The sequence below is a fragment of the Rhodococcus sp. C3V genome (assembly GCF_029269915.1).
Taxonomy (GTDB): Bacteria; Actinomycetota; Actinomycetes; order Mycobacteriales; family Mycobacteriaceae; genus Rhodococcus_F; species Rhodococcus_F qingshengii.
The window spans coordinates 176,540-201,649 of sequence record NZ_JARJBE010000008.1; the positions used below are offsets into that span (position 1 = coordinate 176,540).

Annotated in this window: 28 protein-coding genes; 6 read left to right on the top strand and 22 right to left on the bottom strand. The window is 62.3% G+C overall.

Annotated features, from left to right (window positions below; all coding sequences use genetic code 11):
* Nucleotides 1-185: 185 nt before the first annotated feature.
* A complete protein-coding gene (locus tag P3G66_RS21100; protein ID WP_003942029.1) occupies nucleotides 186-398 on the top strand; it encodes a BldC family transcriptional regulator in 213 nt (70 codons plus the stop codon).
* Between the two features lie 165 nt (nucleotides 399-563).
* On the top strand, nucleotides 564-770 hold the full coding sequence (locus P3G66_RS21105; protein WP_003941996.1) for a hypothetical protein: 207 nt from the start codon (nucleotides 564-566) through the stop codon (nucleotides 768-770).
* 25 nt (nucleotides 771-795) lie between these two features.
* Here the strand turns inward: P3G66_RS21105 and P3G66_RS21110 are convergent, their stop codons facing one another.
* The 7 genes from P3G66_RS21110 to hemL form a co-directional block, all read right to left on the bottom strand.
* Nucleotides 796-2,475, bottom strand: a complete 1,680-nt coding sequence (locus P3G66_RS21110; protein WP_276117076.1) for an AAA family ATPase — start codon at nucleotides 2,473-2,475, stop codon at nucleotides 796-798.
* 142 nt (nucleotides 2,476-2,617) lie between these two features.
* Entirely contained in the window at nucleotides 2,618-3,580 is a 963-nt protein-coding gene (gene ccsB / locus P3G66_RS21115; RefSeq protein ID WP_003941951.1) for a c-type cytochrome biogenesis protein CcsB, read from the bottom strand.
* On the bottom strand, nucleotides 3,577-5,241 hold the full coding sequence (locus P3G66_RS21120) for a cytochrome c biogenesis protein ResB (RefSeq protein WP_042453041.1): 1,665 nt from the start codon (nucleotides 5,239-5,241) through the stop codon (nucleotides 3,577-3,579). The genes ccsB and P3G66_RS21120 overlap by 4 nt, the downstream gene beginning before the upstream one ends.
* Entirely contained in the window at nucleotides 5,238-6,086 is an 849-nt protein-coding gene (locus P3G66_RS21125) for a cytochrome c biogenesis CcdA family protein (RefSeq protein WP_007735278.1), read from the bottom strand. The genes P3G66_RS21120 and P3G66_RS21125 overlap by 4 nt, the downstream gene beginning before the upstream one ends.
* Before the next feature lie 2 nt (nucleotides 6,087-6,088).
* Entirely contained in the window at nucleotides 6,089-6,694 is a 606-nt protein-coding gene (locus tag P3G66_RS21130; RefSeq protein ID WP_007735280.1) for a TlpA disulfide reductase family protein, read from the bottom strand.
* Entirely contained in the window at nucleotides 6,691-7,350 is a 660-nt protein-coding gene (locus tag P3G66_RS21135; RefSeq protein WP_003941868.1) for a histidine phosphatase family protein, read from the bottom strand. The genes P3G66_RS21130 and P3G66_RS21135 overlap by 4 nt, the downstream gene beginning before the upstream one ends.
* A gap of 66 nt (nucleotides 7,351-7,416) precedes the next feature.
* Nucleotides 7,417-8,742 carry a glutamate-1-semialdehyde 2,1-aminomutase gene (gene hemL, locus P3G66_RS21140; RefSeq protein ID WP_058227486.1) on the bottom strand — a complete coding sequence of 442 codons (1,326 nt, stop codon included), beginning with the start codon at nucleotides 8,740-8,742 and terminating at the stop codon, nucleotides 7,417-7,419.
* 110 nt (nucleotides 8,743-8,852) lie between these two features.
* Here hemL and P3G66_RS21145 point away from each other — a divergent pair, with 110 nt between their 5' ends.
* Both P3G66_RS21145 and P3G66_RS21150 read left to right on the top strand, forming a co-directional pair.
* Nucleotides 8,853-9,200 carry a hypothetical protein gene (locus tag P3G66_RS21145; protein WP_007735283.1) on the top strand — a complete coding sequence of 116 codons (348 nt, stop codon included), beginning with the start codon at nucleotides 8,853-8,855 and terminating at the stop codon, nucleotides 9,198-9,200.
* A 59-nt stretch (nucleotides 9,201-9,259) separates the two neighbouring features.
* Entirely contained in the window at nucleotides 9,260-11,191 is a 1,932-nt protein-coding gene (locus tag P3G66_RS21150; RefSeq protein WP_024487810.1) for an acyl-CoA dehydrogenase, read from the top strand.
* Between the two features lie 40 nt (nucleotides 11,192-11,231).
* On the opposite strand, the gene P3G66_RS21155 is transcribed toward P3G66_RS21150, so the two are convergent.
* Nucleotides 11,232-12,248, bottom strand: coding sequence for an ABC transporter permease (locus P3G66_RS21155; protein ID WP_058227485.1), 1,017 nt, complete (start codon nucleotides 12,246-12,248; stop codon nucleotides 11,232-11,234).
* Between the two features lie 131 nt (nucleotides 12,249-12,379).
* On the opposite strand from P3G66_RS21155, the gene P3G66_RS21160 reads away from it, so the two are divergent.
* Nucleotides 12,380-12,940: a TetR family transcriptional regulator gene (locus tag P3G66_RS21160; protein WP_007735287.1), complete on the top strand. Its 561-nt coding sequence runs from the start codon at nucleotides 12,380-12,382 to the stop codon at nucleotides 12,938-12,940.
* On the opposite strand, the gene P3G66_RS21165 is transcribed toward P3G66_RS21160, so the two are convergent.
* The 9 genes from P3G66_RS21165 to P3G66_RS21205 form a co-directional block, all read right to left on the bottom strand.
* Nucleotides 12,931-13,806, bottom strand: coding sequence for a TIGR03619 family F420-dependent LLM class oxidoreductase (locus P3G66_RS21165; RefSeq protein ID WP_058227484.1), 876 nt, complete (start codon nucleotides 13,804-13,806; stop codon nucleotides 12,931-12,933). The two genes, P3G66_RS21160 and P3G66_RS21165, sit on opposite strands and share 10 nt — an antisense overlap.
* A complete protein-coding gene (locus P3G66_RS21170; RefSeq protein WP_276117077.1) occupies nucleotides 13,803-15,461 on the bottom strand; it encodes an ABC transporter substrate-binding protein in 1,659 nt (552 codons plus the stop codon). Before P3G66_RS21170 ends, P3G66_RS21165 begins: the two co-directional genes overlap by 4 nt.
* A 24-nt stretch (nucleotides 15,462-15,485) precedes the next feature.
* A complete protein-coding gene (locus tag P3G66_RS21175) occupies nucleotides 15,486-16,547 on the bottom strand; it encodes a DUF1214 domain-containing protein (RefSeq protein WP_042925645.1) in 1,062 nt (353 codons plus the stop codon).
* 89 nt (nucleotides 16,548-16,636) lie between these two features.
* On the bottom strand, nucleotides 16,637-17,782 hold the full coding sequence (locus P3G66_RS21180; RefSeq protein WP_058227482.1) for a sulfotransferase: 1,146 nt from the start codon (nucleotides 17,780-17,782) through the stop codon (nucleotides 16,637-16,639).
* A 22-nt stretch (nucleotides 17,783-17,804) separates the two neighbouring features.
* On the bottom strand, nucleotides 17,805-18,596 hold the full coding sequence (locus P3G66_RS21185; RefSeq protein WP_054187831.1) for an SDR family oxidoreductase: 792 nt from the start codon (nucleotides 18,594-18,596) through the stop codon (nucleotides 17,805-17,807).
* Nucleotides 18,590-18,949: a nuclear transport factor 2 family protein gene (locus P3G66_RS21190; protein WP_042453021.1), complete on the bottom strand. Its 360-nt coding sequence runs from the start codon at nucleotides 18,947-18,949 to the stop codon at nucleotides 18,590-18,592. The genes P3G66_RS21185 and P3G66_RS21190 overlap by 7 nt, the downstream gene beginning before the upstream one ends.
* Nucleotides 18,950-18,973: 24 nt before the next feature.
* Nucleotides 18,974-20,875, bottom strand: coding sequence for a sulfate adenylyltransferase subunit CysN (gene cysN, locus P3G66_RS21195; protein ID WP_007735300.1), 1,902 nt, complete (start codon nucleotides 20,873-20,875; stop codon nucleotides 18,974-18,976).
* Nucleotides 20,875-21,780 (bottom strand): sulfate adenylyltransferase subunit CysD, encoded by a 906-nt coding sequence (gene cysD, locus P3G66_RS21200; RefSeq protein ID WP_019744365.1) that lies wholly within the window; start codon nucleotides 21,778-21,780, stop codon nucleotides 20,875-20,877. The genes cysN and cysD overlap by 1 nt, the downstream gene beginning before the upstream one ends.
* On the bottom strand, nucleotides 21,777-22,523 hold the full coding sequence (locus P3G66_RS21205) for a 3'(2'),5'-bisphosphate nucleotidase CysQ (RefSeq protein ID WP_058227480.1): 747 nt from the start codon (nucleotides 22,521-22,523) through the stop codon (nucleotides 21,777-21,779). Before P3G66_RS21205 ends, cysD begins: the two co-directional genes overlap by 4 nt.
* A 254-nt stretch (nucleotides 22,524-22,777) precedes the next feature.
* On the opposite strand from P3G66_RS21205, the gene P3G66_RS21210 reads away from it, so the two are divergent.
* Nucleotides 22,778-23,389: a TetR/AcrR family transcriptional regulator gene (locus P3G66_RS21210; protein WP_003942004.1), complete on the top strand. Its 612-nt coding sequence runs from the start codon at nucleotides 22,778-22,780 to the stop codon at nucleotides 23,387-23,389.
* A 12-nt stretch (nucleotides 23,390-23,401) separates the two neighbouring features.
* Here P3G66_RS21210 and P3G66_RS21215 read toward each other — a convergent pair whose 3' ends face one another.
* From P3G66_RS21215 to P3G66_RS21235, 5 genes are read right to left on the bottom strand one after another with little or no spacing between them, the layout of a single operon-like run.
* A complete protein-coding gene (locus P3G66_RS21215) occupies nucleotides 23,402-23,683 on the bottom strand; it encodes a metal-sensitive transcriptional regulator (protein WP_003942012.1) in 282 nt (93 codons plus the stop codon).
* A gap of 31 nt (nucleotides 23,684-23,714) precedes the next feature.
* Nucleotides 23,715-23,987: a hypothetical protein gene (locus tag P3G66_RS21220; RefSeq protein ID WP_007735305.1), complete on the bottom strand. Its 273-nt coding sequence runs from the start codon at nucleotides 23,985-23,987 to the stop codon at nucleotides 23,715-23,717.
* Entirely contained in the window at nucleotides 23,980-24,495 is a 516-nt protein-coding gene (locus P3G66_RS21225) for a hypothetical protein (RefSeq protein WP_003941872.1), read from the bottom strand. Before P3G66_RS21225 ends, P3G66_RS21220 begins: the two co-directional genes overlap by 8 nt.
* Nucleotides 24,488-24,925: a hypothetical protein gene (locus P3G66_RS21230; RefSeq protein WP_003942066.1), complete on the bottom strand. Its 438-nt coding sequence runs from the start codon at nucleotides 24,923-24,925 to the stop codon at nucleotides 24,488-24,490. The genes P3G66_RS21225 and P3G66_RS21230 overlap by 8 nt, the downstream gene beginning before the upstream one ends.
* A gap of 15 nt (nucleotides 24,926-24,940) precedes the next feature.
* A complete protein-coding gene (locus P3G66_RS21235; RefSeq protein ID WP_003941930.1) occupies nucleotides 24,941-25,096 on the bottom strand; it encodes a hypothetical protein in 156 nt (51 codons plus the stop codon).
* Nucleotides 25,097-25,110 lie beyond the last annotated feature (14 nt).

Sequence of the window (25,110 nt, forward strand, 5' to 3'; positions counted from 1 at the left end):
ATCTGTGCAAACATTGCGCTACCACTCAGAAAACGGTCGAATGTGAGCGAAGGACTTCGAAACAAACTCGACGCAGGTTTTTGGCAACTGGTCGACACACCGGTTCGGAACCAAAGTTCGGAATCACTGCTCGGTTCGGAATCACTGTTCGTCAAACGTTCGACATCAACATGGAGGACCTCACAATGAGCGCACCAACCTTCAATACCGCCGCAGACGCACTCATGACGCCCGGACAGGTAGCGGCATTGTTTCATGTCGATCCCAAGACCGTGACCCGCTGGGCACACGCAGGACGACTGGGCTCGCTTCGCACGCCAGGAGGACATCGTCGATTCCGTGAGACCGAGGTCATGCAGCTTCTGCGCTCGCTGACCACCGAAGCAGACAACAACTGAGCAAACTCGGCTCACTTCGAAGCACTTTGCAGTACCCGACAGATCTTGCAGTACCCGACAGATACAGCACTAGCGCACTGAGCCGAAACGCTTGTCCGCACCACTTCTGGTGAAGCGGGGCGGAGACTGAGTAGGCTCGACTTCAGTTCCCTGAGGAGGTGCGCCGTGTTGTATCTGTTGGCGTTGGTGGGTTTGGTGACATTGATCGTTCTGATGTGGAAGGCATTCGGGCCCGATCCGTCGACGCGCACCCCGGTGAGCGGTGTACGCGGGCCGGATGACGATCCCGAATTCCTATGGAATGTGAACCAGCAAACACGACGCAAGCGCACGGAAGGTCCGGACGTACCGCCGACTGACGCGTCGACGTAGCGTCCGGGCTCGCCCGGCTATCCGATTACCGCCCCGTCAACGCGAACGGGGAGGCCGGAAAGTCCTGCGCAACCACCGCAGCCAACTCCAGCACCGCTTCCCGAGTACCTGGGCGCAGCCGGTCCAGATCGATTTCGGCGCCCTCTTCCAAATGCGGATCGAACGGAATCAGTTTCACCGCTCGACAGCGCTGCTCGAAGTGCTCGACGACCCGCGGCAGATCAACCTTGCCCGAGCGAGGCCGTACCGCGTTGATGACAGCTACGGACGTGGCGACCAGCCTGCTGTAACCGTGAGCGTCGAGCCAGTCAAGTGTTGCGGAGGCGCTACGTGCACCGTCGACGGAACCGGAACTGACGACGATCAACGAATCTGCACCTTCGAGAATGGCCTGCATCGCCGAGTGCATCAATCCGGTGCCGCAATCGGTCAGAACTATGCTGTAGAACTTCTCGAGCATGTCGACCGTGCGCGTGTAGTCCCCACCGCTGAAGGCCTCTGAAACTGCTGGATCGCTGTCGGAGGCAAGCACTTCGAGCCGGTGTCGATTTTGCGATGTGTAGCCACGGACGTCGCTGTACTTCTCGATGCTGTTCTCGTCGCGCAGCAGGTTTCGCACTGTTGCCGGAGTTTCGAGCGGGATCTTCTGGCTCAGCGTTCCCCGGTCGGGGTTTGCATCGACAGCGACGACGCGATCGCCGCGGATCGAGCCGAACATCGACCCCAGTGTCGCTGTGGTCGTGGTCTTTCCGACGCCGCCTTTGAGACTGAGCACCGCAACCTTGTAGCAGCCCTGCAGCGGCTGGTTGATCTGGCGCGTCAACTCGACGAGGTGCTGCTCTTTTGCACCGTTTCCGAGGTTCACCGATCGGCCGGACAACGTGTACAGCGCCTTGCGCCAGCCACCCACCGGGGCAGGCCGGACAGGCCGCTTGACGAGGAGCGCAGCCGAGAGATCTTGCGCAGTCATCGGGAGAGCGGACTCGAAGCGACTGTCCGGAGCCGAAGTGAGTCCGGTCTGCGGCATCGGAGCGCGAGTAGGTGGCGCCGTCGGCGGGGCCATCGGCACGGCCTGACCATTCTGGAGGGTGTACCCGTTCTGCACCGGCGCAGCGCCGGGATGACCGAACTGCCGAATCGCGGGATTGGGCGGATGGACGCCGGGCGAAAAAGGTGCCTGCGGTTGCTGGAGCGGTCTCGCGGATGAATGCGCCGTCGGGCCGGGCTGCGAATTCTGAACAGGCTGCAGGTTCTGAACAGGCTGCAGGTTCTGAACAGGCTGCGAGTTCCGAACAGGCTGCGAATTCTGAACAGGCTGCGGAACGCCAGTTCGTGAATCCGGAAGCGACCCTCCACGATTCGTAGGTTCGTAGGTCTGCATCGGCATCGCAGGCGAGGTCGAGAACTGGCCGTTGATCGGGCCTGGCTGCGCTGCCGGATACTGGATGACCGGAGTCTTGGGACCTGTCACGGGAGCCGCTGGGGTCGTCGTCGGCGGCGGAGCGGCGGGTGCACTGGGCGCCTGGCCGGCGACTTGCTGGAGCGGCCCGGAGTCGACCGGGGCCACGAAGAGACTACGAACGTCGCTGGGAACCGAGTCCGATGACGGCTCGGGCGCGGATGCGCGCGGCTCGCGCCGCGTCGGCTCGGCAGGGCGCACCGGCTCCCACAATCCTGCTCCGGCGTCTTCAATCTTGTCGGCCATCTCGCCGCTCCCCTCGTCGATCCCACAGCTACCAGACAGCTAGTAATTCGCCAAACTGCATCGTAACTGTTGCCCGCCCCTGACGTACCTACCGGTAATACCTACAGACCGGTCGGCAGCCACCCACGGTACCTCGAGAGGGTCAGGTGAGGCCCGCGTAGGAGTGCAAGCCGGAGACGACCATGTTGATGATGAAGAGATTGAACAGCATCGCAACAAAACCGGCGATGTTGATCCAGGCGGCCTTCGTCTCGCGCCACCCGGACGTTGCCCTCGCATGCAGGTAGGCCGCGTAGATCACCCAGGCGATGAAGGACATCGTCTCCTTCGGATCCCAACCCCAGAAGCGTCCCCACGCAGCTTCCGCCCAGATGGCACCGAGGATGACGCCGGCGCCGAACAGCGGAAACGCGATGATCGTGCTCTTGTACGCCAAGCGGTCGAGAGTCTGGGCATCCGGCAGTCGCTCTGCGATCCGGCCACCGATGCTCGTGCCTTCGTCACCGGGCGGGAACTTCAGTCGCAGCAGGAACAGAAGGCTCGCGATACCGCCGATCATGAAGATTCCGGAACCGACGCTGACGATCGTCACGTGAATCGGAAGCCAGTACGAGCGCAGCGCCGGAACCACGGGAGCCGCGTCGGCGTAAAGGACCGTGCCGGCGAGGAACATCAAGATCAGAACCGGCACCAGCAAGAAGACCCACATAGGACGGTACGCCGGCTTGATCAACAGGACGTGCCCGACCAGCAACGACGCCGCACACGCCATCGCCACGAATTCGTACATGTTGCCGAGCGGGAATCGTTCCGTCGCAAATCCGCGGAGCACGATCGACGCGATGATCAGCACCGTTCCGACGACCAGGACAGCTCGGCCCATTCCGCCGAATCGTTCCGAGAGCGACTTGCTCGGAGTCTCCGCGACCCTGCCAGGCACGGATGCGTCGACACCGCCGGCGGAGACCAGTTCCTTGTCCTGAACCGCCTTTGCTCTGGCCGACGCGTACTGCACGATGAGCAGCACAAACGCCAGCACGAGCACGGTGAAGGCGGACTTGAAGGCCCAGTCGCTGTACTGCGCGAGTGTCTCGTTCGTTGTCATCGGGCGTTCTCCTGCGCGTGCGGTTGGTTCACCGCGGTGGTCGGATTGCTTTTCAGCAAGCGGTCGGCGAGGCGGTCGAACTCGTCGCCCCAGCCTGCGTGGTCGGTGCGGGCAAGCCCACCAAGTTCTACTACAGTACGTCGTTCGTCATCTGGATAGATACGTGCCCAGACGCGGCGACGCTTGATCACGAGCGAGACGAGTAGGCCCGCCATCATGGTCAACGCCGAAACCAACACCCACACCTGAGCGGGATCGTGGGAGACCTGCAGGTTCACGAAGTCGACGGCACCATCGAATCGCACCTGGGTTCCGTCGGCAAGCGTCGCGCTCTCCCCCGGAAACAGATTGACTCGATCCTGCTTGACCAGTCGGCCCTGATTGATCAGTTCGGTGTTGAGTTCGAACAGCGATTGCGGGTTACCGGTATCGAGTCCGGTGTCGCCCTTGTAGATGTCGATGGCGACTGCCGGATCGTTCATCGCCGGGTAACTCGACGACAGCAGGTTGCCGTGGAACAGCGCGGTGGGCGCGAACAATCCTTCGATGGCAATCTGATTCTTCCGACGCTCGTCCGCATCGGGATACATGCCGCCCGGCGGGTCGAAGCGCATCGCGCCACTGCTCAGGAACGTCGTGGCGTCGTCCGGACGCCACTGGAGCGTCTCGGTGCGGGTCTCACCGTTCGGGAACGTGACGGTAAATGTCGGCGCGTATCCGTGTCCCTGCAGGTACACACGATCGCCGGCGATCCGCAGTGGGTGGTTCACCTGGATGGTCGTGTCCCGCCAGGTATCGGACTCGAGGTCGTCGCCTGCCTGGTACGAGATGTCCGAGGTGAACATCTCGGCCTGACCGGTCTCGAGGTAGTCGGCCTGGAAATTCTTCACACGTACACACAGCGGGGTCATGCCGGTGCCGTCGAGGCTCAGACCGGCGACGAAGGAGTCGAACACTGCCGGCGAGGTCGTGCAGAACCCGGGGCCGTCGTTGGCGATGACGATGCGATTGCCCTCGTAGCCGAACAACTTGCCCGCGGCGATCGCGATCAACAATCCGACCAGCGAGAGGTGGAACACGAGGTTGCCGAACTCGCGGAGGTATCCCTTCTCCGCCGAGATGGTGATTTCGCCTTCGCGTCGTGATTTCGAATCGCCGCGACGCGTTTCGACGCGCCACCCGCGCAGTTCTTTCGACACCCGGGCAGCAAGTTCGTCAGGAGTCTCGCCGTCCACGACGCTCGTGGTGTGGTGCGGCAGGCGAGCAAGATTGCGCGGCGCATTCACCGGACGGGTGCGCAGCGCCTTCGCGTGCTCCACGCAACGCGGCAGGATGCAGCCGACCAGCGAGATGAAGAGCAATGCGTAGATCGCGGTGAACCAGAAACTGCTGAACACGTCGAACAATTCGAGGCGGTCCATCCACGGACCGAGCGTCGGACGCGCGGCGATGTAGTCGGTGACCTTGCCCTCGTTGAGGGTTCGCTGTGGCAGCAGGGCGCCGGGGATCGCAGCGAGCGCGAGGAGGAACAGCAGTACCAGCGCGGTCCGCATCGAGGTGAGCCCGCGCCAGGTGTTGCGCCCGAGTGCAACGACTCGACCGATCACCGACTGCTTCGGCAGCACGGGTTTCGGGTGGTCGTTATTGTCGTCAGCTGTCATATCGGCAGCGTCACCTCCGAGATAAATGCGTCGCGAACCCAGCCGACGAACTGGTCCCACGCGCCGGTGACGAGGGCGATTCCCACTGCCACCAACATGATTCCGCCGAAAATTTGAATGGTGCGTGCATTACGACGCAACCAGCCGACGCCGGTCAGCGCGCGCGCCGATCCCAGCGCCAAGATGATGAACGGCAGGCCGAGTCCGATGCAGTACGCGACGATCAACGTGACACCACGCGCGGCGGTCATCCCGTCGGTTCCCGCCGCTACGGACATCACGCCTGCCAATGTCGGACCGAGGCACGGCGTCCAGCCCAGAGCGAACACTCCCCCGAGCAGCGGCGCACCCACCAGTGACGACACGCGACGCGGTTCGAAACGAACGTCCTTCTGCAGCGCCGGAATCAGCCCGATGAAGACGAGACCCATTGCGATGGTGACGACACCGCCCACTCGCATCAGGACCTCGCGGTTGACGAGCAGCGTGGAGATCACGCCGAATACCGACGCGGTCGCGAGGACGAACACAACGGTGAAGCCCGCGACGAACAGTCCGGCCGCACCGGCCACCCTCAGTCGACTGCTCCGGGTGATCGTCCGCGTCTTCGCCTCTTCGGCGGTGATCGCGGGAGCGTCGGCACCGACGACGCCGGCCAGGTAGGACAGGTAGCCGGGAACGAGCGGCACGACGCACGGTGAAGCGAACGACACCAGACCGGCGAGCACACAGGCGCCGAGGGCGAGCAGAAGCGGACCGGACGACGCCGCGTTCTGAAACGCTTCGCCCACACCGGCACTCAGTGTGTCGCTGCCGGCCAGCAGCGTAGTGGTCGTGGTTGTCATCTTTACTGCGCGTCTTCCTGAGCTACTCGCTGGACGACGGGCAGCAAATCCTCGGCGAGAAGTTCTTGGAGGAACACCGCGGCGACGCGATGCTGGCGGTCCAGGACGATCGTCGTCGGAATGACCGACGTGGGGTAGCCGTCACCGAGGGCGATCAGCGAACGCATCGACGGGTCGTAGATCGACGGGTACGAGACCTTGTTGTCGACCACGAAGTCCTGCGCTTTGTTCTTGGTGTCGTCGCGGACGTTGATGCCGAGGAACTGCACGCCCGAATCCTTGGTCTGCTCGTAGACCTGTTCCAGGTCGTCGGCTTCGGCGCGGCACGGTCCGCACCACTGACCCCAGACGTTGAGGACGACGACCTTGCCCTCGAAGTCCTCGACACCGACCTTCTGACCTTCGTTCATCAGATCGGGCCCGGAGAGCTTGCCGATGGTGCCTCGGTCGGACGGCGGATCGTAGAAGATCTTGGTTTGTCCGCCCGGTGAGACGAAGTCGAAAGTTCCGCCCTGTGCGACGGCGTCGTCGCCGGTCGCGCAGGACGAGAGAAGAAGCATCGCCGACGCAGCGGCTGCGAATGCTGCGGCGATGCGGCGCGAAATCATGCTCCTGTCACTCTCGGGTCGGAGGCGCCGGCAGGTTCGGAGTAGACGATGTCGACCAGGGTGTCGCCTTCGTAGACCAGTGACGTCAACGACGCCAGTCCACACTGACGGTGACGGGGATCGTGCCACAGACGCTCACCCTGCAGGAATCGACGCAGAGTCCAGACCGGAAGCTGATGGCTGACGACGACGGCTTCGTGTCCGACTGCCGCGACGCGTGCGGCATTGACGGCTGCGAGCATGCGATGCGCGATCTGCAGGTAGGGCTCGCCCCAGGACGGGGTGAACGGGTCACGCAGTTTCCACCAGTGACGCGGACGCGAGAGCGCACCGTCCCCGACGGCAACCTTGAGACCCTCGAACTCGTTGCCTGCCTCGATCAGGTTTTCGTCCGTGACGATGTCGAGCTTGTGTGCCTCGGCGATCGGAGTCGCGGTCTCTTGCGCCCGCTGCAGCGGCGACGCGACCACGTGGGTGATGTCGTGATCGGCGAGCACCGACGCGACCGCACGAGCCTGAGCTTCGCCCGCCACCGACAACCGGAAGCCCGGGAGCCGTCCGTAGAGGATCCCGCGCGGGTTGTGTACTTCGCCGTGGCGCAGGACGTGGACGATGGTGCGGGTGGACGTGTGGTCGGGGTGATCGGCGTCGGTCACAGTCGAGGGTCCTCGCTGAAGATGATGGATGTCGGAAGCGTGCGGGTGTTCTGGAATGGGAACTGGTCAGGGCTTGACGGCAGCAGCTGCGGCCTTGGCTGCGTGCGGCATGGCGTCGGCGATGATCGAGAAGGCTCGATCGTCGAGGGCTGCGGAGACGAACCACGCTTCGAACGCGCTCGGCGGCGGGTACACGCCGCGGGAGAGCAGTGCGTGGAAGAAGGCGGGGAATCGCCAGGTCTGCGCGGCTTTGGCTTCGTCGTAGTTGGTCACCGTGTTCTCGGTGAAGAACACGCTCACCAAGGTGCCTGCGTACTGCACTCGGTGTTCGACGCCTTCGGCGGTGAGTTCTTGGGTCATGAGGTCGCCGAGGGCGGTCGCGTTCCGGCCGAGCTTGGCGTACACCTCGGCGTCGGCGGCGCGCAGGCTCGCGAGTCCGGCGGCGACGGCTACGGGGTTACCCGAGAGGGTGCCTGCCTGGTAGACGGGACCGTCCGGTGCGAGGTGGCCCATGATGTCGGCGCGGCCGCCGAATGCTGCGGCAGGCAGGCCGCCGCTCATGACCTTGCCGAAGGTGTAGAGGTCGCCTGCGACGTTGTCGATGCCGTACCAACCCGAGGCACTGACGCGGAATCCGGTCATCACCTCGTCCATGATCAGGAGTGCGCCGTGCTCACGGGTGAGACGACGCAGACCTTCGTTGAAACCGGGAAGCGGTGCGACGGCGCCCATGTTTCCGGCGGCAGCTTCGGTGATGACGCACGCGATGGCGCCGGGATTGGCCGCGAAGGCCGCGGCCACCGCGTCGAGATCGTTGTAGCGCACGACGATGGTGTCTTCTGCTTGAGCGCCGGTCACGCCGGGAGAGGTCGGCAGCCCGAACGTCGCGAGGCCGGATCCGGCGTCGGCGAGAAGGGCGTCGACGTGGCCGTGGTAGCAACCGGAGAACTTGACGATCTTGGTCCGCCCGGTGAATCCGCGGGCGAGGCGGACTGCGCTCATCGTGGCTTCGGTTCCGGAGTTAACCAGGCGAACCTTTTCCACGGGCGCGACGCGGGCGACGATTTCCTCGGCAAGAGCGACTTCGCCTTCGGTCGGCGCACCGAAGGAGAGACCTCCGAGCGCGGCTTCGCGAACGGCTTCGACGACTGCCGGGTGAGCGTGCCCGAGAATCATCGGACCCCAGGACGACACCAGGTCGACGTAGTTGTTTCCGTCGACGTCGGTGAGGGTGTAGCCGGATGCTTCGCGAATGAATCGCGGTGTTCCGCCGACCGAACCGAACGCGCGGACGGGCGAGTTGACGCCACCCGGAATCACGTTGCCGGCACGTTCGAAGAGCCGAGCGGAGTTCGTTGCATGCACGTCGGGATCACCGGAAGACACAGTCACGGCTTCCAGTGTCCCAGTTCTGTCGAATCTGACAACGACAGGGTGTAGGACTTCGGTGCTCGAGGCGAGTTTTCCGGTCGAACCGGGCCCCGCGTGAGACGATTCCGGGCATGAAGCGACTGTTGACGACGCTGATGGTCTCGGCTGCGATTCTTCTCACATCGTGTGGTTCGGACGCTTCGAACGACGACAAGGCGACAGTTTCGTCGCCGCCGAGCGCCACCGACTCGGCTCGAACCACCGCGGCGACGAGCACCGACCCCGCGTTTCTCGGCGGGTGTTCGGCGGTGTCCGTCTACGTTCAGCAGCGTGTTCAGAGCGGCGACACGTCGACCCAGACGGCGGGCGCCGACTTCCTGAAGATCGTCGAGAACGACCCTTCGTACCAGGCTATGTCCGAGAGCGAGAAGGAACTCTTCCGCCAAGGAATCGAAGCGGGTGCCGCGGGCTCCTGCTGAATGTGAGGTTGGGATCGAACCGGGTTGCCCGCGGTGCGCTACGCGCTATCGTCGGTTCCATGGCCACCACAGCGGACCACCTCAGGACAACACTCGACGGACGCTGGCGGGAGGTGCGTGAGCGCGTTCGCGGCGAATTGAACGACGAACGTTTTGCTCCGCACTACACACCCAACACCGCCATTGCGCGCTCCAAGGCTCTCGAACAGATGCGGGTCCTCGCCGATCTCGGGTACGCCGCAAACGGTTTCGCCGTCTCTCACGGCGGAACGGGCGACGCGGGTGGCGCCGTCACCAGCATCGAGATGCTCGCGATGTCCGACCTCTCACTGATGGTCAAGGCCGGCGTCCAGTGGGGTCTGTTCGGCGGCGCCATCGAAAACCTCGGCACCGAGCGTCACCACCAGGCGTACGTCAAGCCGCTGATCGATCTGGACCTGCTCGGTTGCTTTGCGATGACCGAGACCGGTCACGGCAGCGACGTCCAGGAACTCGAAACCACGGCGACCTACGACGTCGAGACGGGCGAGTTCGTCGTCAACTCCCCCACTCCGTCCTCTCGCAAGGACTACATCGGCGGCGCTGCCCAGCACGCCACCGTCGCAGCGGTGTTCGCACAGCTGATCACCGGAGGCGAAAGTCAGGGCGTCCACTGCTTTGTCGTGCCGATTCGTGACGACGCCGGCAACGACCTCCCCGGCGTCACGACGTCCGACTGCGGGCTCAAGGGTGGACTGCCCGGAGTCGACAACGGCCGCATCGTCTTCGACCAGGTCCGCATCCCGCGTGAGAATCTACTCAACCGTTACGCCGACGTCGCCGAGGACGGCACGTACAGCTCGGCGATCGAGAACCCGAACCGTCGTTTCTTCACGATGGTCGGCACACTGGTTCGTGGACGTGTCACCGTCGGTGGTTCCGCGGCAGCGGCCGCCCGCGTCGGATTGGCCATCGCCGGTCGATACGCCCTGCAGCGCAGGCAGTTCAGTGCTCCGAAGAGTGACGACGAAGTCCTGATCATGGACTACCTCGTCCACCAGAAGCGTCTGCTGCCGTTGATCGCCCGCTCGTACGCTCTGCAGTTCGCACAGAACGAACTCGTAGCCGCGATGCACGACATCCAGAGCAGCGACGACCCGGATCCGCAGGAGCAGCGCGAACTCGAAGGTCGCGCCGCCGGACTCAAGGCCGCCAACACCTGGCATGCCACTCGGGCCATCCAGGAGGCACGCGAAGCCTGCGGCGGCGCAGGCTATCTCGCCGAGAACCGCCTCACCGCACTCAAGGCGGACACCGACGTCTTCACCACGTTCGAGGGTGACAACCACGTTCTGACGCAGTTGGTCGCAAAAGAACTCCTCACCTCCTACGCCGACGAAGTCCGCGGCATGAGCCCTGTCGACTGGATGCGCTTCGCCGCTACGACGGTCTCCGACGTGGTCAAGAAACGCACGGCAGCGCAGCAGATCCTGCAGACGATCGTCGACACTCGCCAGGACAACGAAGAGGACGGCAGCCTCTTCAACCGCGGCACCCAGATGAAGATGTTCGAAGACCGCGAAGAGTACCTACTCGCCACTGCGGCAAGGCGATTGCAGGCAGCGCAGAAGCGCGAGGAGAACCCGTTCGACGCGTTCAACTTCGTGCAGGACCACGTACTCAAAGCCGCTCAGGCGCACATCGAGCGCGTCATCCTGGAAGCATTCGTCGCCGGCATCGACTCGTGTGAGGACGAGACCGCAAAGGAACTCTTCGGCGAGGTGTGCGATCTCTACGCACTGTCCGTGATCGAAGAGGACAAGGCCTGGTTCATGGAGCACCGGCATCTGTCGGTGGAGCGTTCGAAGGCCGTGACGCGCGGAATCAACGAGCGTTGCCGCACCCTGCGCCCCCACGTCGAGACACTGATCGACGGGTTCGGCATTCCGGACATCCTGCTGGGGTCCGCGATGCTCGACGGACCGGGCACCGACGCGGTACGGCTGAAGTAAAGGGTTCGGGTGGGGTCGGCAATCGCCGGCCCCACCACATTTATTGCGCTGCCGCCTTTTCCGACTGCCGAGAGGCAAGCAGTCCGGTCAGGCCGAGTGCCGCGACCAGCCAGATCCCCAGAACGAGCAGGTGCGGTCCGGCGCCGTTCCCATCGAAGTAGATGACGGAGCGGATGGGCTCCATGGCTGCCGATCCGAGCCAGAACGAATGGATGTGCTGCCAGAATCCCGGCAGGAACGACACCGGAATGGCACCACCCGAACTCGGGAAGTTGATGAAAACGAGCACCGTCAGCACCGCGAAGATCGCGGCTTGGCCGAGCAGTCGATTGAGCAGAATGCTCACCGCACCGACGGTGAACGTGTAAACCATCGAGATTCCCAGCAGTTGCAGGATCTGGCCGAATGACGCCCCGAAGGCGTGCATGAAGATGCTGGTGATGCCGAAGGCTATGAGCGGGGTGAGTATCGCCGCACCGGCCAGGATCGAATACTGCTCGCGTAACCGCATTCTCGGCGCAACCTGACTGAGCACCGTGATGGTCAGGTAGCCACCGAGGGTGCAGACGATCAGGAAGTAGAAGAGTCCGACAGTCGAGGAGTCGCGCGCCGTGACAGGCGCCGAGTCGATCACCGTGACCTGCTGCCCCGTCTGCTCCGCAACCGAATGCGCCAAGCTGCTCACCACGGAAACCGTCGAGGCGCCCGCGCCGGTGGCGATATGTGCGGTCACGGCGTCACCGATCTCGATGGCGCCGATCGCATCGCGGTTGTCGATCCGAGAGAGTGCGTCGGCGGCGTTGGCTGTGGCAACGATGTCGAACTTGTCACCCGACGAAGCCTGGATTCCGTCGATCAGCGGGGCCGTGACGGACGGCGACCCGACCACCACGATCGGTGCCTGATTCGGCGTCGGCGAATGGAAGGCGCTGACGTAGCACAAGCAGAACATGATGACGAAGAACAACGGAAATGCGAGTCCACTGCCCACCATCTTCCAATTGGTCGGCGGATCGACAACTTCTTCGCTGGGTACTCGGACGTCGGTATCTGTCATATTCCACGCTCTCTTCACTAACCGCATCTAGATGTCAACACCGTTGACAGACTCAACAGTCAACACCGTTGACACGTTATAGTCAACGCCGTTGACAACGCGGTCGGCGAGCGAGCACAGAGGTCGATGTCGTGACACCCACGAGGCACACGCCAGAGCAGGAGCACCCCTCGACATCCGAGGCGATTCGCGCGGCGGCGTTCCAACTGTTCGGCGAGCACGGGTTCGGCGGCACGTCAGTTCGCGCCATCGCCAAAGTTGCCGGAATCGATCCGGCCCTGGTCATCCGGCATTTCGGGTCCAAAGAAGCACTGTTCCTGGAAACCACGCCGGTTGCGGACTACTTCGAAGGCCAGTTCGACGGCCCACTCGACACCCTCGGTGAGCGAATCGCCGCCTTCGTCCTGGGCAAGGCCGACGCCCGGATGCTGTCGGTGTACACAGCGCTCATGCGAGCGTCGGACAGTCCACGCATCCGGGAGCGACTCCGAGACATGACCGGAGTATTTGCCACCAATCTCGCCGCTCGTCTAGACGGCGAAGACGCGTACACCCGCGCACTCCTGGTCTCCGCCCAGGTGTCCGGGCTGTTGAGCGTCCTCAGCGACGAGAGTATCCCCCAGTCCGCAGATCGCGACGAGTTGGCAAAACTCTACGGCCGGGCGATGCAGACGCTGATCGATCAGTACTGAGCGATGACCTCCTCGGCAAACCGCCGAATGGAGTCGAGTCGTCCCTGACGATCACCGGAGTCAACTCCGTAGTGATACCAGGGCAAAACTCTGATTTCCGTGACTCCGAGAGTCTCGAGTTCGCGATATCCGTCCAGATCACGAACATCCGTCGGCGAGACGTTGACGCCGAAAGGAATATCGGCACGACCGTACTCGACCCGCAATTCCGTGAGACGATCGATGGCGCAGGCTAATTCGGCTTTGGTCGTGTTCACCGACATCCAACCGTCGGCCAGCCTGGCTGCACGGCGCAACCCCGGTTCGCTGTGCCCACCGATGTAGATCGGAACCGGAATTTCCGGAGCAGGACTGATCATCAGAGCGTCGAAATCGTAGTGCTTGCCGTGGTATTCGACCCATTCCGGCCCACGTCCCGCACACACCGCCTTGATGATCTCGATGGCTTCGTCGGTACGCGCGCCGCGGGTGCGCATCTCGGTACCGATGAAGGTGAATTCCTCGGGAATCCAGGACAAACCGACGCCGAGAGCGACGCGGTTCCTCGACATCACGGCCATGGTCGCGACCTGCTTGGCTACCAACAGCGGATCGCGCAGTGGAAGTTTGAACACGTTGGTGTAGAACTGAATTCGCGATGTGACGGCCGCCATCGCCGCCATGGCAATGAACGGATCAGGCATTGGCGTCTCGGGCGCCCACATCCGCTTCCCGTCAGCAGTGTACGGGTACGGCGCCGACACCTGCTCCGGATAGAACACGGAATCCGGCATCGCGATTCCGTCGAACCCCACCTCTTCGGCGACCTGCGCCAACTCGCACAGTTCCAGGGCGTCGATCATCGCACCGGCCAAGGACCACTTCATCGTTCCACCGTTTCGCCGTTGGGCGAGATCCAAGCGCCGCCCAAGAACATGATGTCGGTGATGTTGCGTACGACGCCGTGAACGTTGCCGTCCCATGCGGTCAACACCGACGCCGGCCCCCAGATCACGTAAGGCACAGTCGCGTTGGCGTACTCCTGCACCTTGCTGATCGCCTCACGGACAGCATTGTCCGTTGATGCCGTCTGCACAGCTGTGATCATCGCGTCCATCTCCGGGTCCGCGAAGCCGGACGGGTTGTTCTTCGAATCACTGGCCACACTGTTGTACAAATTGAGGTACGGCGCTTCTTCTCCGACCGGAGCGCCACCTCTGGTCATGTCGAAATCGTGGTCCTTGTATACCCGTCGAACCAGATCGGTCACATCGGTCGCGTAGTCGATGGTGACGTCGAAACCGATCGCGTTCAGCGAAGCCTGAACCGTCAGTGCCGTCGCCTGTTGGCTCGGCTCCGAGGTGGTGAGGTAGCGGAGTTTCCCGTCGTACCCGTCGGACTTCGCTTGATCGAGCAGCGCCTTTGCCTTCACCTGATCGAACGGAATGCCTGCTGTGTTGTTGTACCAACGTGACGTCTGCGGGACCAGTTCGGAACTGGCGGTGCCCAATCCGTTGTTCGCCCGGGTATTGACCGCCGCCGGATCCACCCCGTAGGCGATCGCCTGACGGACGCGAACATCGGCCCCGGGCTTGCCCTCACGGTTGTTGATCGTGCCAATCCCGTTCTGTCCGGTCGGACTGAGGTAACCCGAGTATCCGTCGTCGAGAGCTTGTTCGATCACGGCCTCGTCGCGGAGGATGTACGTCATGTCGATCTGGCCGCTCTTCAACGATTCGTACTGAGACTGCGCACCCGACGTGGGAACAAACCGCACTGTGTCCAGTGGAGGTTTACCGCCCTGATAATCCGTGCGTGCGGCGAGTACCAGTTCTTCGTGCGGGGCGAACTTGGCCAAGGTGAACGGACCCGCCCCGATCGGTGTGAACGCTCTCTCCCCGGTTCCTGAAACCGACCCTGCCTCTCCCCCTGAACTTCGCGCAACGATCATTCCGGGCCCGAGCGACAACAGCGCCGGGAATTGACGCCAGGGCCGCTCGAGCACGAATTCGACTGTGGTGGCGTCGGGCGTCTCGATCCGATCCACGATGTTGAGCCAGGTCTGCGATACATCACCCTTGCCTGCCACGAATCGATCGATACTCCACTTCACCGCTTCCGCGTCGAGCGGACTTCCGTCGCTGAAGGTGAGGCCGTCAGCCAAAGTGACGGTGTACGAGGTGAAGTCGCTGTTGTTCGACAGTGTCTTCGCGAGTTGTGGCACGAAGCTCCCGTTTGTGGAGTCGCTGCGTACCAGCGTGTCGTAAATCGCGGCCATTTCGGTTCCGCCGGTCGAACCGGCGGCTTGCGTTCTCGTGGGGTCCAACGAGGAAGGGAACGAATAGGACCCGAAGGTGAGAACACCGCCGTCGATCCGCTCCCCCACATCTGGGGCGCCCACAAAACCAGCTGCGCCACTACTGCTCGGTGAAGCCGATCCCGAGTTGTCCCCACTGCTCGACGCGCAGCCGGCCAACATCAATGCACCGGCAAGCCCGAGCGCGACAAAGCGAGGGCCGAACCTAATCTTCCTGGTGTACATACGTTCCCAATCTCCGTCAGCGTGTCAGATCTTGACTACCTTCGACGTCGGGATCGGGTGCGAGTCCGCCTTGATCCAGCGCAGCGCCCATGTCCCCTCGGCATGCGAATCGGTGTCGATCCAGTTGCCATAACCCGGATCCTTCGCCGCCACGACGATTGTCATGGTGCCGTCGTCGTTGAGCTTCGCGGTGTGATTGTTGATGTAGATGTTCGTGCGGTTGTAGTCGAGGGACTCGACCCAGAAGTTCTGCAGCACGAAGTTGAAGTACTCGCAGTTCGGAACCTCGGTCTCGATGACCCACGCCTCGTCCTCGGCGAGCTTCCAGTAACCGTGGAAGTAGAAGATCGTCGGATCGCCGCCGGCATCCTGGAAGTAGTCCTGTCCCCAGTCGAAGATCTCGTTGGTGTGCGGCTGGAATTTGCGCGACCATTCCAGGAAGGTCTCCGCCATCCCCTTCACGATCCCGACGGACTTGGTGAGGCGCTCGCCGATCTCTTCCGGAGTCAACGGGACGAACTCCCCGTCCGGGTTCAGGCATTCGATGGTCAGATCACCGACAATCTCGTTGCGTCGATCCTGGTGAGTTTGCCGAACGGAGATGAGGTTGCTGTCGGGCGCCAAAGGCAGCCAAGCGCCCTCATCGGGCTTGTCGACGCTCGCGATGAACTCGAAACGGCCGTTCTCGTCGACCTCGAGGTCGTGGATATGCAGATCGCCGGTCTGCAGCATGGTGCCGTCGATGTGGTACCGATTTACGCGCGAGCCGAAGGTGATCAGCGGGACGGTGCCTCGGGTGCCGATGATCCGGTAGTTGTACTTACCGGAAATGTTGGCGCGCATGTAGACGTTGTCCGGGTTGTCGGCACCGATCTTCGTCATCATGTTCGGGTTCGGAGCCGACGAGAACTGCGGCCACCGCGGATCGGTGTACTCAACACAGTTGATCGTGCCGTACCGAAGCAACCGACTCAGGTAGCGGACGCCCTCGGCTTGAGTCAGCGGATCCTGAGGGACGATCTCGTCTTCCAGGACCTTTCCGACCTCGAGCAGATCTGCGCAGAACTTTTCCCAAACAGCATTCATGTGAATCTCCTTGTTTCGGTTGGGGCTTCGCCCCTGTGCGCCTTTTTGGTAGTCGGCACTACCAAAAAGGCGCACAGGGCCGGAGGGCTTCAGGGTGTGGTGGCGAACTTCGCTTCGACGTCGGCAGCGCTCACGCCGAAATCCTCGAGCGAATAGCGATGCGACGGACGACGGTGCTCGGCAAGGCTGGCCTGATGCGACGCCTCCACCGCGGCGCGGGCGTCGTCTGTGAAGGGCAGGGCGAACTGTGCATAGATCTTCTCGACGGTGCCGACCGCACCGGCGATGAAGTCCTTGTAGTCGACGTCGATGAACTGATCGGGGTTGTAACGGCTACGGGCATTGTTGAAGTTCGCGTTCCCTCGCGCCCACAGGTCCAGTTGCGTGCGCCCGATGGCGGGACGGTCGAATGCCTTCGACATGTCGTGTCCGCCCTGCTCTACGAGGCTGAAGGTGGACGCCATCGATGTCAACGGGTCTCGGAAGGTCCGAACGAACAGTGCATCCGGATAGACCGACATGATCTCGTCGATCGCGAAGACATGGCTCGGGCTTTTGAGCACCCACCGTCTGTCCTGGTCGTGCAGCCCGATCAACTGCAGGTTCTTCTTGTGCCGCGCATATGTTTCGGTCCAGTCCTGCTCCGCCAGCCACCGGGTGTAACTCGGCACGTACGCCACCGTCTCGAACGCGGTCGAGAGCATCGTCTGCTGCAGCAGCCGCCAGCATTCCTCGACCTCCTCCGCCCCCATGAAATGAACCTTCATCAGGTCTGCCTCGTTACGCTGGCGAGCACGGTAGAAGGCGTCGGAGCGAACGTAATCTTCGTTCTCCGACCACGTGTCGCGCTCGGGGCGCGGCTGCGGCGTCTCGGCGAGCCACATCTCGGCGCCCTGATGCGCTGGGTCGGCACCGAGCAAACGGTGCAGCGCGGTGCTGCCGGTGCGGGTCAACCCGACCACGAAGATCGGGCGTTTGATCGGAACATCTACGTGCTCTGGATATTTCGCGAATCCGGCCTCACTGGTCAGGCGACCCGCGAGCGCTCCGACGATCATCTTGCGAGCGATCACCTTGCCGTGAGGAGTGAGGTCGGCCTCGTTCTGGAACGACTCGAGGAGAACTCGAAGTCCTTCGAGATAGCTTTCGCTGCCGAAGTTTTCGTACCCGGCCGCCTCGCGCGCAGCCTGGTGCAGGTCATCGATGGAACCGATGCCGTCGTAATCCTGTGTCATGGCTAGTCCTTGTATGAGTTGATCAGTGGTGCGTGTGACCGCAGTTGACGTCGAGACATTGCCCTGTGATGGCCCTCGCTGAATCGGACAGGAGGAAGACGACAGCGTTTGCGATGTCATCTGGCTCCGGCAATCGGCGCAGATCGGCGCCCGCTGCGATCTCGTCGTAGATCATCTTGGGGTCGACTCCTGCCGCCGCCGCCTTCTTCTCGAACATGTTCTTGACCGAGTCCGCCCAGATATAGCCGGGAGCAACCGAATTGACTCGAACACCCTTGGGACCGAGATCGATCGACAAACTGCGTGCCATTGCCAGGAGCCCGGATTTCATGATGCGGTAGGCCCCGAACCCGGGAAGCTGGTTGCGCAACACCATGGACGTGACCATCACGACGGACCCGTGCGACTCGATCAATGCCGGAGCAAATTCTCTGGTGACGTTCAACGCCGCGAGCAAGTTGATGTCGATGCCCGACTGGATGGACACCACGTCGGCGTCCAGGAGCGGGACCTGCGCGGGTTGAACAAATGCGTTGTTCACCAAGCAATGCACCGCACCGAACTCAGCGACAGTTGTCTCCGCCAACGAAGCGATCGAATCGACGTCGGTGAGGTTCGTCGGGACGGCCAACGCGATTCCGCCGCGGTCTCGAATCTCCCTTGCCACCGATTCCAAGCGCTCGGGTGTGCGGGCAGCCAGAACAACCTTCGCTCCGGCCGCCGCACTCTGCAGCGCAATCGAACGACCCAGCGCCGGGCCCACTCCCGAGACGACGACAACCTTGCCTGCCAGCAGGCCCTGATGGGTCAGCACAGCGCCTGCGGATCGAGAACAACACTCAGGGAGATGATCTTGCCGTTCTCGTCGAACTCGAACACATCGGTGGCAGCGAAGTCGGGGATACCGGCGCGCTGCACCCGAAGCTGCATGGCTGCGTACTTTCCCGTCACCGAAATCGGACCGAGCAGGCTGACTGTGAAATCGACCTGCGCGTTCGCGGTATCGAATTCGCGAATCTCGTCGATTCCGCGGTAGGTCTGGACCCCCAGCGGTTCGTGTTGAACTGCGTCGAGCGCAAACAGCGCAACCAGTCCGTCGACGTCGTGACTTCCGAGACACTTGACGTAATCTTCTACGGCAGAAACTATTTCAGCCCTGTCAGGCATGGATGCTCCTCGTGTTCAGGCGGATCAAGAAATAGTTCCGCGGGCGCGGAGATGGTCGACGATCGCGATCGCAGCGTCCTCGGTCGTCGTGACACTGGTGTCGATGTGAATGTCAGGGTTCTGCGGCGGTTCGTACGGCGAATCGATGCCGGTGAAGTTCACCAACTCGCCACGTCGAGCCTTCTTGTACAGCCCCTTGGGATCTCGCTCCTCTGCGACGGCAAGCGCGGTGTCGACGAAGATTTCGACGAACTGTTCGTCGCCGATCAATTCGCGGGCGGCATGACGCTCGGCCTCGAACGGTGAAATGAAGGACGCGAGCACGATCAGACCGGCGTCCGCCATCAGTCGGGTGACCTCGGTGACGCGACGGATGTTCTCGACGCGGTCGGCTTCGGTGAATCCGAGGTCTCGATTCAGCCCGTGACGGACGTTGTCTCCGTCGAGGAGGTAGGTGTGCGCGCCGAGTGCGTGCAGTTGACGCTCGACATCGTTCGCGATGGTCGACTTTCCCGAACCGGAGAGACCGGTGAACCACAGAACTGCGGGTTGGTGTCCCTTGAGCCTGGTGTGCGCGGCCTCGTCGACGTCGACGGATTGCCAGTGAATGTTGTCCGATCGACGCAGCGAGTGCGTGATCATGCCCGCACCGACAGTGCCGTTGGTAAGGCGGTCGATGAGGATGAAGCTACCGGTGTCACGGTTGCCGACATACGGGTCGAACGGGACCGGTCGATCGAAACTGAGGTTGCACACACCGATTTCGTTGAGCGCGAGAGTAGTCGTTGCGGTCTTCTCGAGAGTGTTGACGTTGATCTTGTGTTTCGGTTTGGTGATGCGCGCAGTGACTGTGACGGTACCGATCTGGCACAGGAACGGCCGTTCGGGCAGCATGGGAGCCTCACCCATCCAGACGATGCAGGCCTCGAACTGATCGGCTACGGCCGGCGGATTGTCGCCGATGGACAGCACATCACCGCGACTGATGTCGATCTCGTCGGCGAGCGTGATGGTGACCGAGCGGCCCGCACCGGCAACGTCGAGGTCGCCACCCATGGTCACGATGCGCTCGACTGTGGACGTCTTTCCACTGGGGAGCACGCGGATGGGATCTCCGGGAGATACGGTGCCGGAAACGATCTGGCCGGAGAATCCGCGGAAGTCGAGGTCCGGCCGGTTGACCCACTGCACCGGCATCCGGAACGGAGCCGCGGCGGCAGCATCGTCGATGTCCACGCTTTCGAGATGCTCGATCAGGCTTGGTCCGGAGTACCACGGGGTATTCGCACTGCGCTCGGTGAGATTGTCACCCATGTATGCCGACATCGGGATGGCGACGAACCCGTCCAGACCGATCTCGTGAGCGAACTCTGCGTAATCCGCGGTAATGGCATCGAAGACCTCTTGCGAGTAGTCGACGAGGTCGAGTTTGTTCACGGCAAGCACCACGTGCTTGATCCCCAGCAACGACACCAGATACGAGTGCCGGCGGGTCTGAGTCAGTATCCCCTTGCGGGAATCGACAAGGATCACAGCAAGATCGGCGGTCGACGCGCCCGTCACCATGTTTCGGGTGTACTGCTCGTGCCCCGGAGTATCGGCGACGACGAACTTGCGTCGCTCGGTCGTGAAGTAGCGGTAGGCGACGTCGATCGTGATGCCCTGCTCACGTTCGGCGGCGAGACCGTCGACCAGGAGCGCGAAATCGAGCCCCTCCCCCTGGGTTCCGCTCTTGCGCGAATCGGCTTCGAGCGCCGTCAACTGGTCGTCGAAGACGAGTTTCGATTCGTAGAGCAGACGGCCGATCAAGGTGCTCTTGCCGTCGTCGACGCTGCCGCACGTGATGAATCGCAGCATGCTCTTGTTTGCATGACGTTCGAGGTACGCCTCGATGTCGTCAGCGATCAGATCCGAGGAAACAGTCATCAGAAGTACCCCTCTTGCTTCTTCTTCTCCATCGACGCACTGGAGTCGTGGTCGATGACCCGTCCCTGGCGTTCGGAAGTGGTGGTGAGCAACATTTCCGAGATGATCTCGGTCAGGCTCGTGGCGGTCGATTCGACGGCTCCGGTCAGCGGGTAGCAGCCGAGGGTGCGGAAACGAACGCTCTTGAGTTCCGGAGTCTCTCCCGGCAGCAACGGCATCCGGTCGTCGTCGACCATGATCAGCGCACCGTCCCGCTCGACGACGGGCCGCTTGTCGGCAAAATACAGCGGAACGATCGGAATCTCTTCCTGGCGTATGTATTCCCACACATCCAGCTCGGTCCAGTTCGAGAGAGGGAAGACGCGCAGGCTCTCGCCCGGCGCTTTGCGGACGTTGTACATCCGCCACAGTTCCGGTCGCTGCTGCTTGGGATCCCAACGGTGCGCAGCTGATCGGATCGAGAAGATGCGTTCCTTGGCGCGGGATTTTTCTTCGTCACGGCGGGCGCCGCCGAATGCAGCGTCGAACTTGTAGTGATCGAGGGCTTGTTTGAGGCCTTCGGTCTTCCACATGTCGGTATGGACAGCGCTGCCGTGAGTGAACGGGTTGATCCCCTGCTTCACGCAGTCCGGGTTGGTGTGGACGATCAGATCGAGATCGCCTGCAGCGGCGGTACTGTCACGAAGTTTGTACATTTCACGGAACTTCCACGTGGTATCGACGTGCAGAAGCGGAAACGGCAGCTTCGACGGATAGAAGGCCTTGCGCGCCAGATGCAGCATCACGGCGGAGTCCTTGCCCACCGAGTACAACATCACCGGGTTTTCGCTCTGGGCAACAGCTTCACGCATGATGTGAATGCTCTCGGCTTCGAGTCGTTCGAGGTGCGTCAGTGTCGCGGTCATCGGCCCAGTTCCTCCAGTGCTTTCGGGGCGAGTTCGGGTCGGCAGATCAGCAGATCCGGCAACCACGGGTTTTCCTGGTTGTAGCGCAGTTCGCTGCCATCGATACGCGAAACATGCAGTCCCGCAGCACGTGCGACAGCAACGGGCGCCGCCGAATCCCACTCGTACTGTCCGCCCGCATGTGCATAGATGTCTGCCTCACCCGAGACGACCGCCATTGCTTTGGCTCCGGCGGATCCCATTTCGATCAACTCCGCGCCCATCGAGTCGGCCATGCGCATGACCGGTTCCGGACGACGCGTCCGCGATACGACGACTCGAACCGGCGTCGCGGCATCCCGTTCGGTTCGATCATCGCTGCTCGAATAGGTGACGCCAAGGGCAGGCATTGCGACCGCACCTGTTGTGAGGACACCGTTTTCGGTCAGTGCAACATGAACGGCCCAGTCCGGTCGTCCGGCCTCGCCGTACTCACGGGTGCCGTCGAGAGGGTCGACGATCCACACCCGATCCGCAGCCAGCCTCGCGAGGTCGTCAGCCCCTTCCTCCGACAGCACTGCATCCGCAGGAAAGCGTCGGGCAAGTTCGGCGACGATGAATTCGTGACTGAGCCGATCGGCCGCGTTCTTGAAAGTCGCGACATCACCGTCGTTTTCGCCGAGGGATTTCCGATGGTCGAGCAGAAGTTCTCCAGCCGTAGCGGCGATGTCGATCGCCGCGCGTTCATCGTTAGTGCGTGTCATAGGTACTCCACAACTGTGTAGACCTCCCGATCGATACGGGAAGAAAGGTCAGGCCGACCGCAGAGTGTCCAGCACTTTGCACTGGCCTCGATGTGGTCTGCGCCATACCGTAACACCAGAATGAACGATGTTCATTCTATTTCGAACAATGTTCATTCTATGATCTGAGTCACATCGAATTCTGGGCGGCGTTCGACAACGAACAGTGTTCGATGTGAATTGAGGATGCCGACCACCGCGACTACGGTGATCAAATGAGCAGTACCAGCAGCAAGTCGATCTACGGCGACGCCGAAGTGCGTCGACGCCGAACTCTCGACGCGGCGATCTCGCTTCTGGACGAAGGAGGCTACTCCGCGCTCACGATCCGCGCTGTCGCCAAACGAGCCGGCACCAGTACTGGCCTGATCTACCAGTACTTCGTCGACAAGCAGGACATCTTCGCCGCCCTCCTCAGCGAAAGTCAGCTGGAAATGGCGGACTTCGTGAACTCGCTCCCCCGCGAGCAGGGACTGAGCGCCTTACTCGAGTCCATGATTTCCGAGTTTGCTCGGCACTGGGCACGGGTGGGTCGACTCACCACCACTTGGCGCGACATCGAAGGCATGGCCGGGTCCGACCGAGAAAGCATGCGGGAACTTCACGCATCCGTAGCGGTCTACAACTCGGCATTGATTCGAGCGCTCACCGAATCTGCTGCAGCCGAAGGGAGCCGGTTGATCGACGACCCCGCGTTGATCCATCTCGTGCTCTCCGGACTCAAAGGCCTGTCGGACACCATCGTCATCAACATCGCCAAAGAAGTCACACCCGAGTACTTCGTGAGCTTCTCCGCCCGGGCGCTCGCGCGGTCCATCACGGAGTGACGGACCGACACCTTACGAACGAACGAGGCGAGCGATGGCCGCCTGAGCTTCCTTGATCTTGACGTCCGCTTCCGGACCACCCTGCTTGGCAGCTTCGACGACGCAACCCGCAAGGTGGGCGTCGAGAAGCTTCAGGGACACGGACTGCAACGCGCTCGTCGCGGCGGATACCTGGGTGAGCACGTCGATGCAGTACCGGTCGTCTGCGACCATGCGTGAAATTCCGGCTACCTGACCTTCGATACGACGAAGGCGCTTGAGCAGATCGTCCTGCTCGGGGCTGTAACTACTCATACCGCAACTATACCCCCTACCCGTATGAGGGCTACTGCGATGCGACGAAGCCCACCCGGACGCGGCGCACGACATCGATGGCCATCAGCCCCGCAACCAGAATCGACAACCCGGCGCCCGAGATCCAGAGACCGTCGTAGTGCGTGCTCTCGAACGGTGGAGCGCCCTCCAGTATCGGTCCGAAGTCGGACGTCGTCGTACCCGCTCGCCAGCACACGACCGCCAGAATCGTTGCGGCGACGATACCGAGTACACCGATCCACGTCTTCACGTCGACACGCGGGGATGGCTGTGGCTCAGTCATCGGCAGACCCGTCCGGTTCGACACCAACCACAACGACCTGACTCAACGCCTCGCGAAGTGCCTGATCGTCCTTTGCCCACGCCCGCACCAATCCCCCGGTGGTCAAACGTAAGCCGATACCGTGCCGACGCCTGGGCACTCCGGACAGCTCACCGAGCGCGCGTGCCGTTTCCCACGGTTCCATTTCGTCCTCGTAGGCAGCGTCGTCGGACTCCGGGAACACCTCGGCGATCTCGGTGATCGGCACCTCTTCGGTTCCCTGACGCAACGTGGTCGCGGTCAGAAGTACGCTCGCGTGCCGCCGTGCTGCGATCACCTGCACGTAGACCAATCCGGTGAGGATCACGGCGAACATCGCCAGACCGAACCAATGCACCACCGGGCCGGTGAACAGTTCGATGACCAAGGCGATCAGGCAGAAGATCGGACCGAACGCGATGGCCCACCACCGAGAACCCGGTTCGTAGTACAGAACGTCCGGGCCGATTTCCGGCGCGCGATCAGCCACGGGCAAACCAACTTCGGGTGGTGTCGCGGTAGATCGCGACGCAGGCACAGATCAGCATGACGGGAACAACCAGCGCGAGCACGGTACTGATCCCGGCCACGACCAGCGCGATCTGCAGCACCGCGAACACTCCGGACACGATCACCAGGATCCGTCGGCACAACGCCCTTCCGGCGCGAGTGGGACCGGCGAGGCCGCCGATCGCGAGGCCGGTCAACAGCAGAACCAGCCCTGACACCCGCACGAAGGTGACGTAGATGTCGATGTTTCCGGCAGAAACGCCTTGATCGGTGAACTGCTCACGCAACGAATACGAAGCGCTGGTGACATTGATCAGGCCGAAGAGTATGAGCAGGAACGCGCTGGCGATCCACAGCCAGAATGCTGCCTCGACAGCCGTCGGGCGCCTGACCTTCGTAGAGATACTCACGGGTTCAAGTGTGCGCTATCCGCTGACGATGCCCGGAATCATGAGCATCAGGAGTGTCACCAGAACAGAGGCTCCGAGGATCGCGAACAAGATCACTTCGGTGCGTGAACCACGTTGGCGCAGTGGCGCGTCGTGGGTGCTTTCCGTACGCAGGGCTTCCTGAGAACTCATCGCGTCCGACCTCT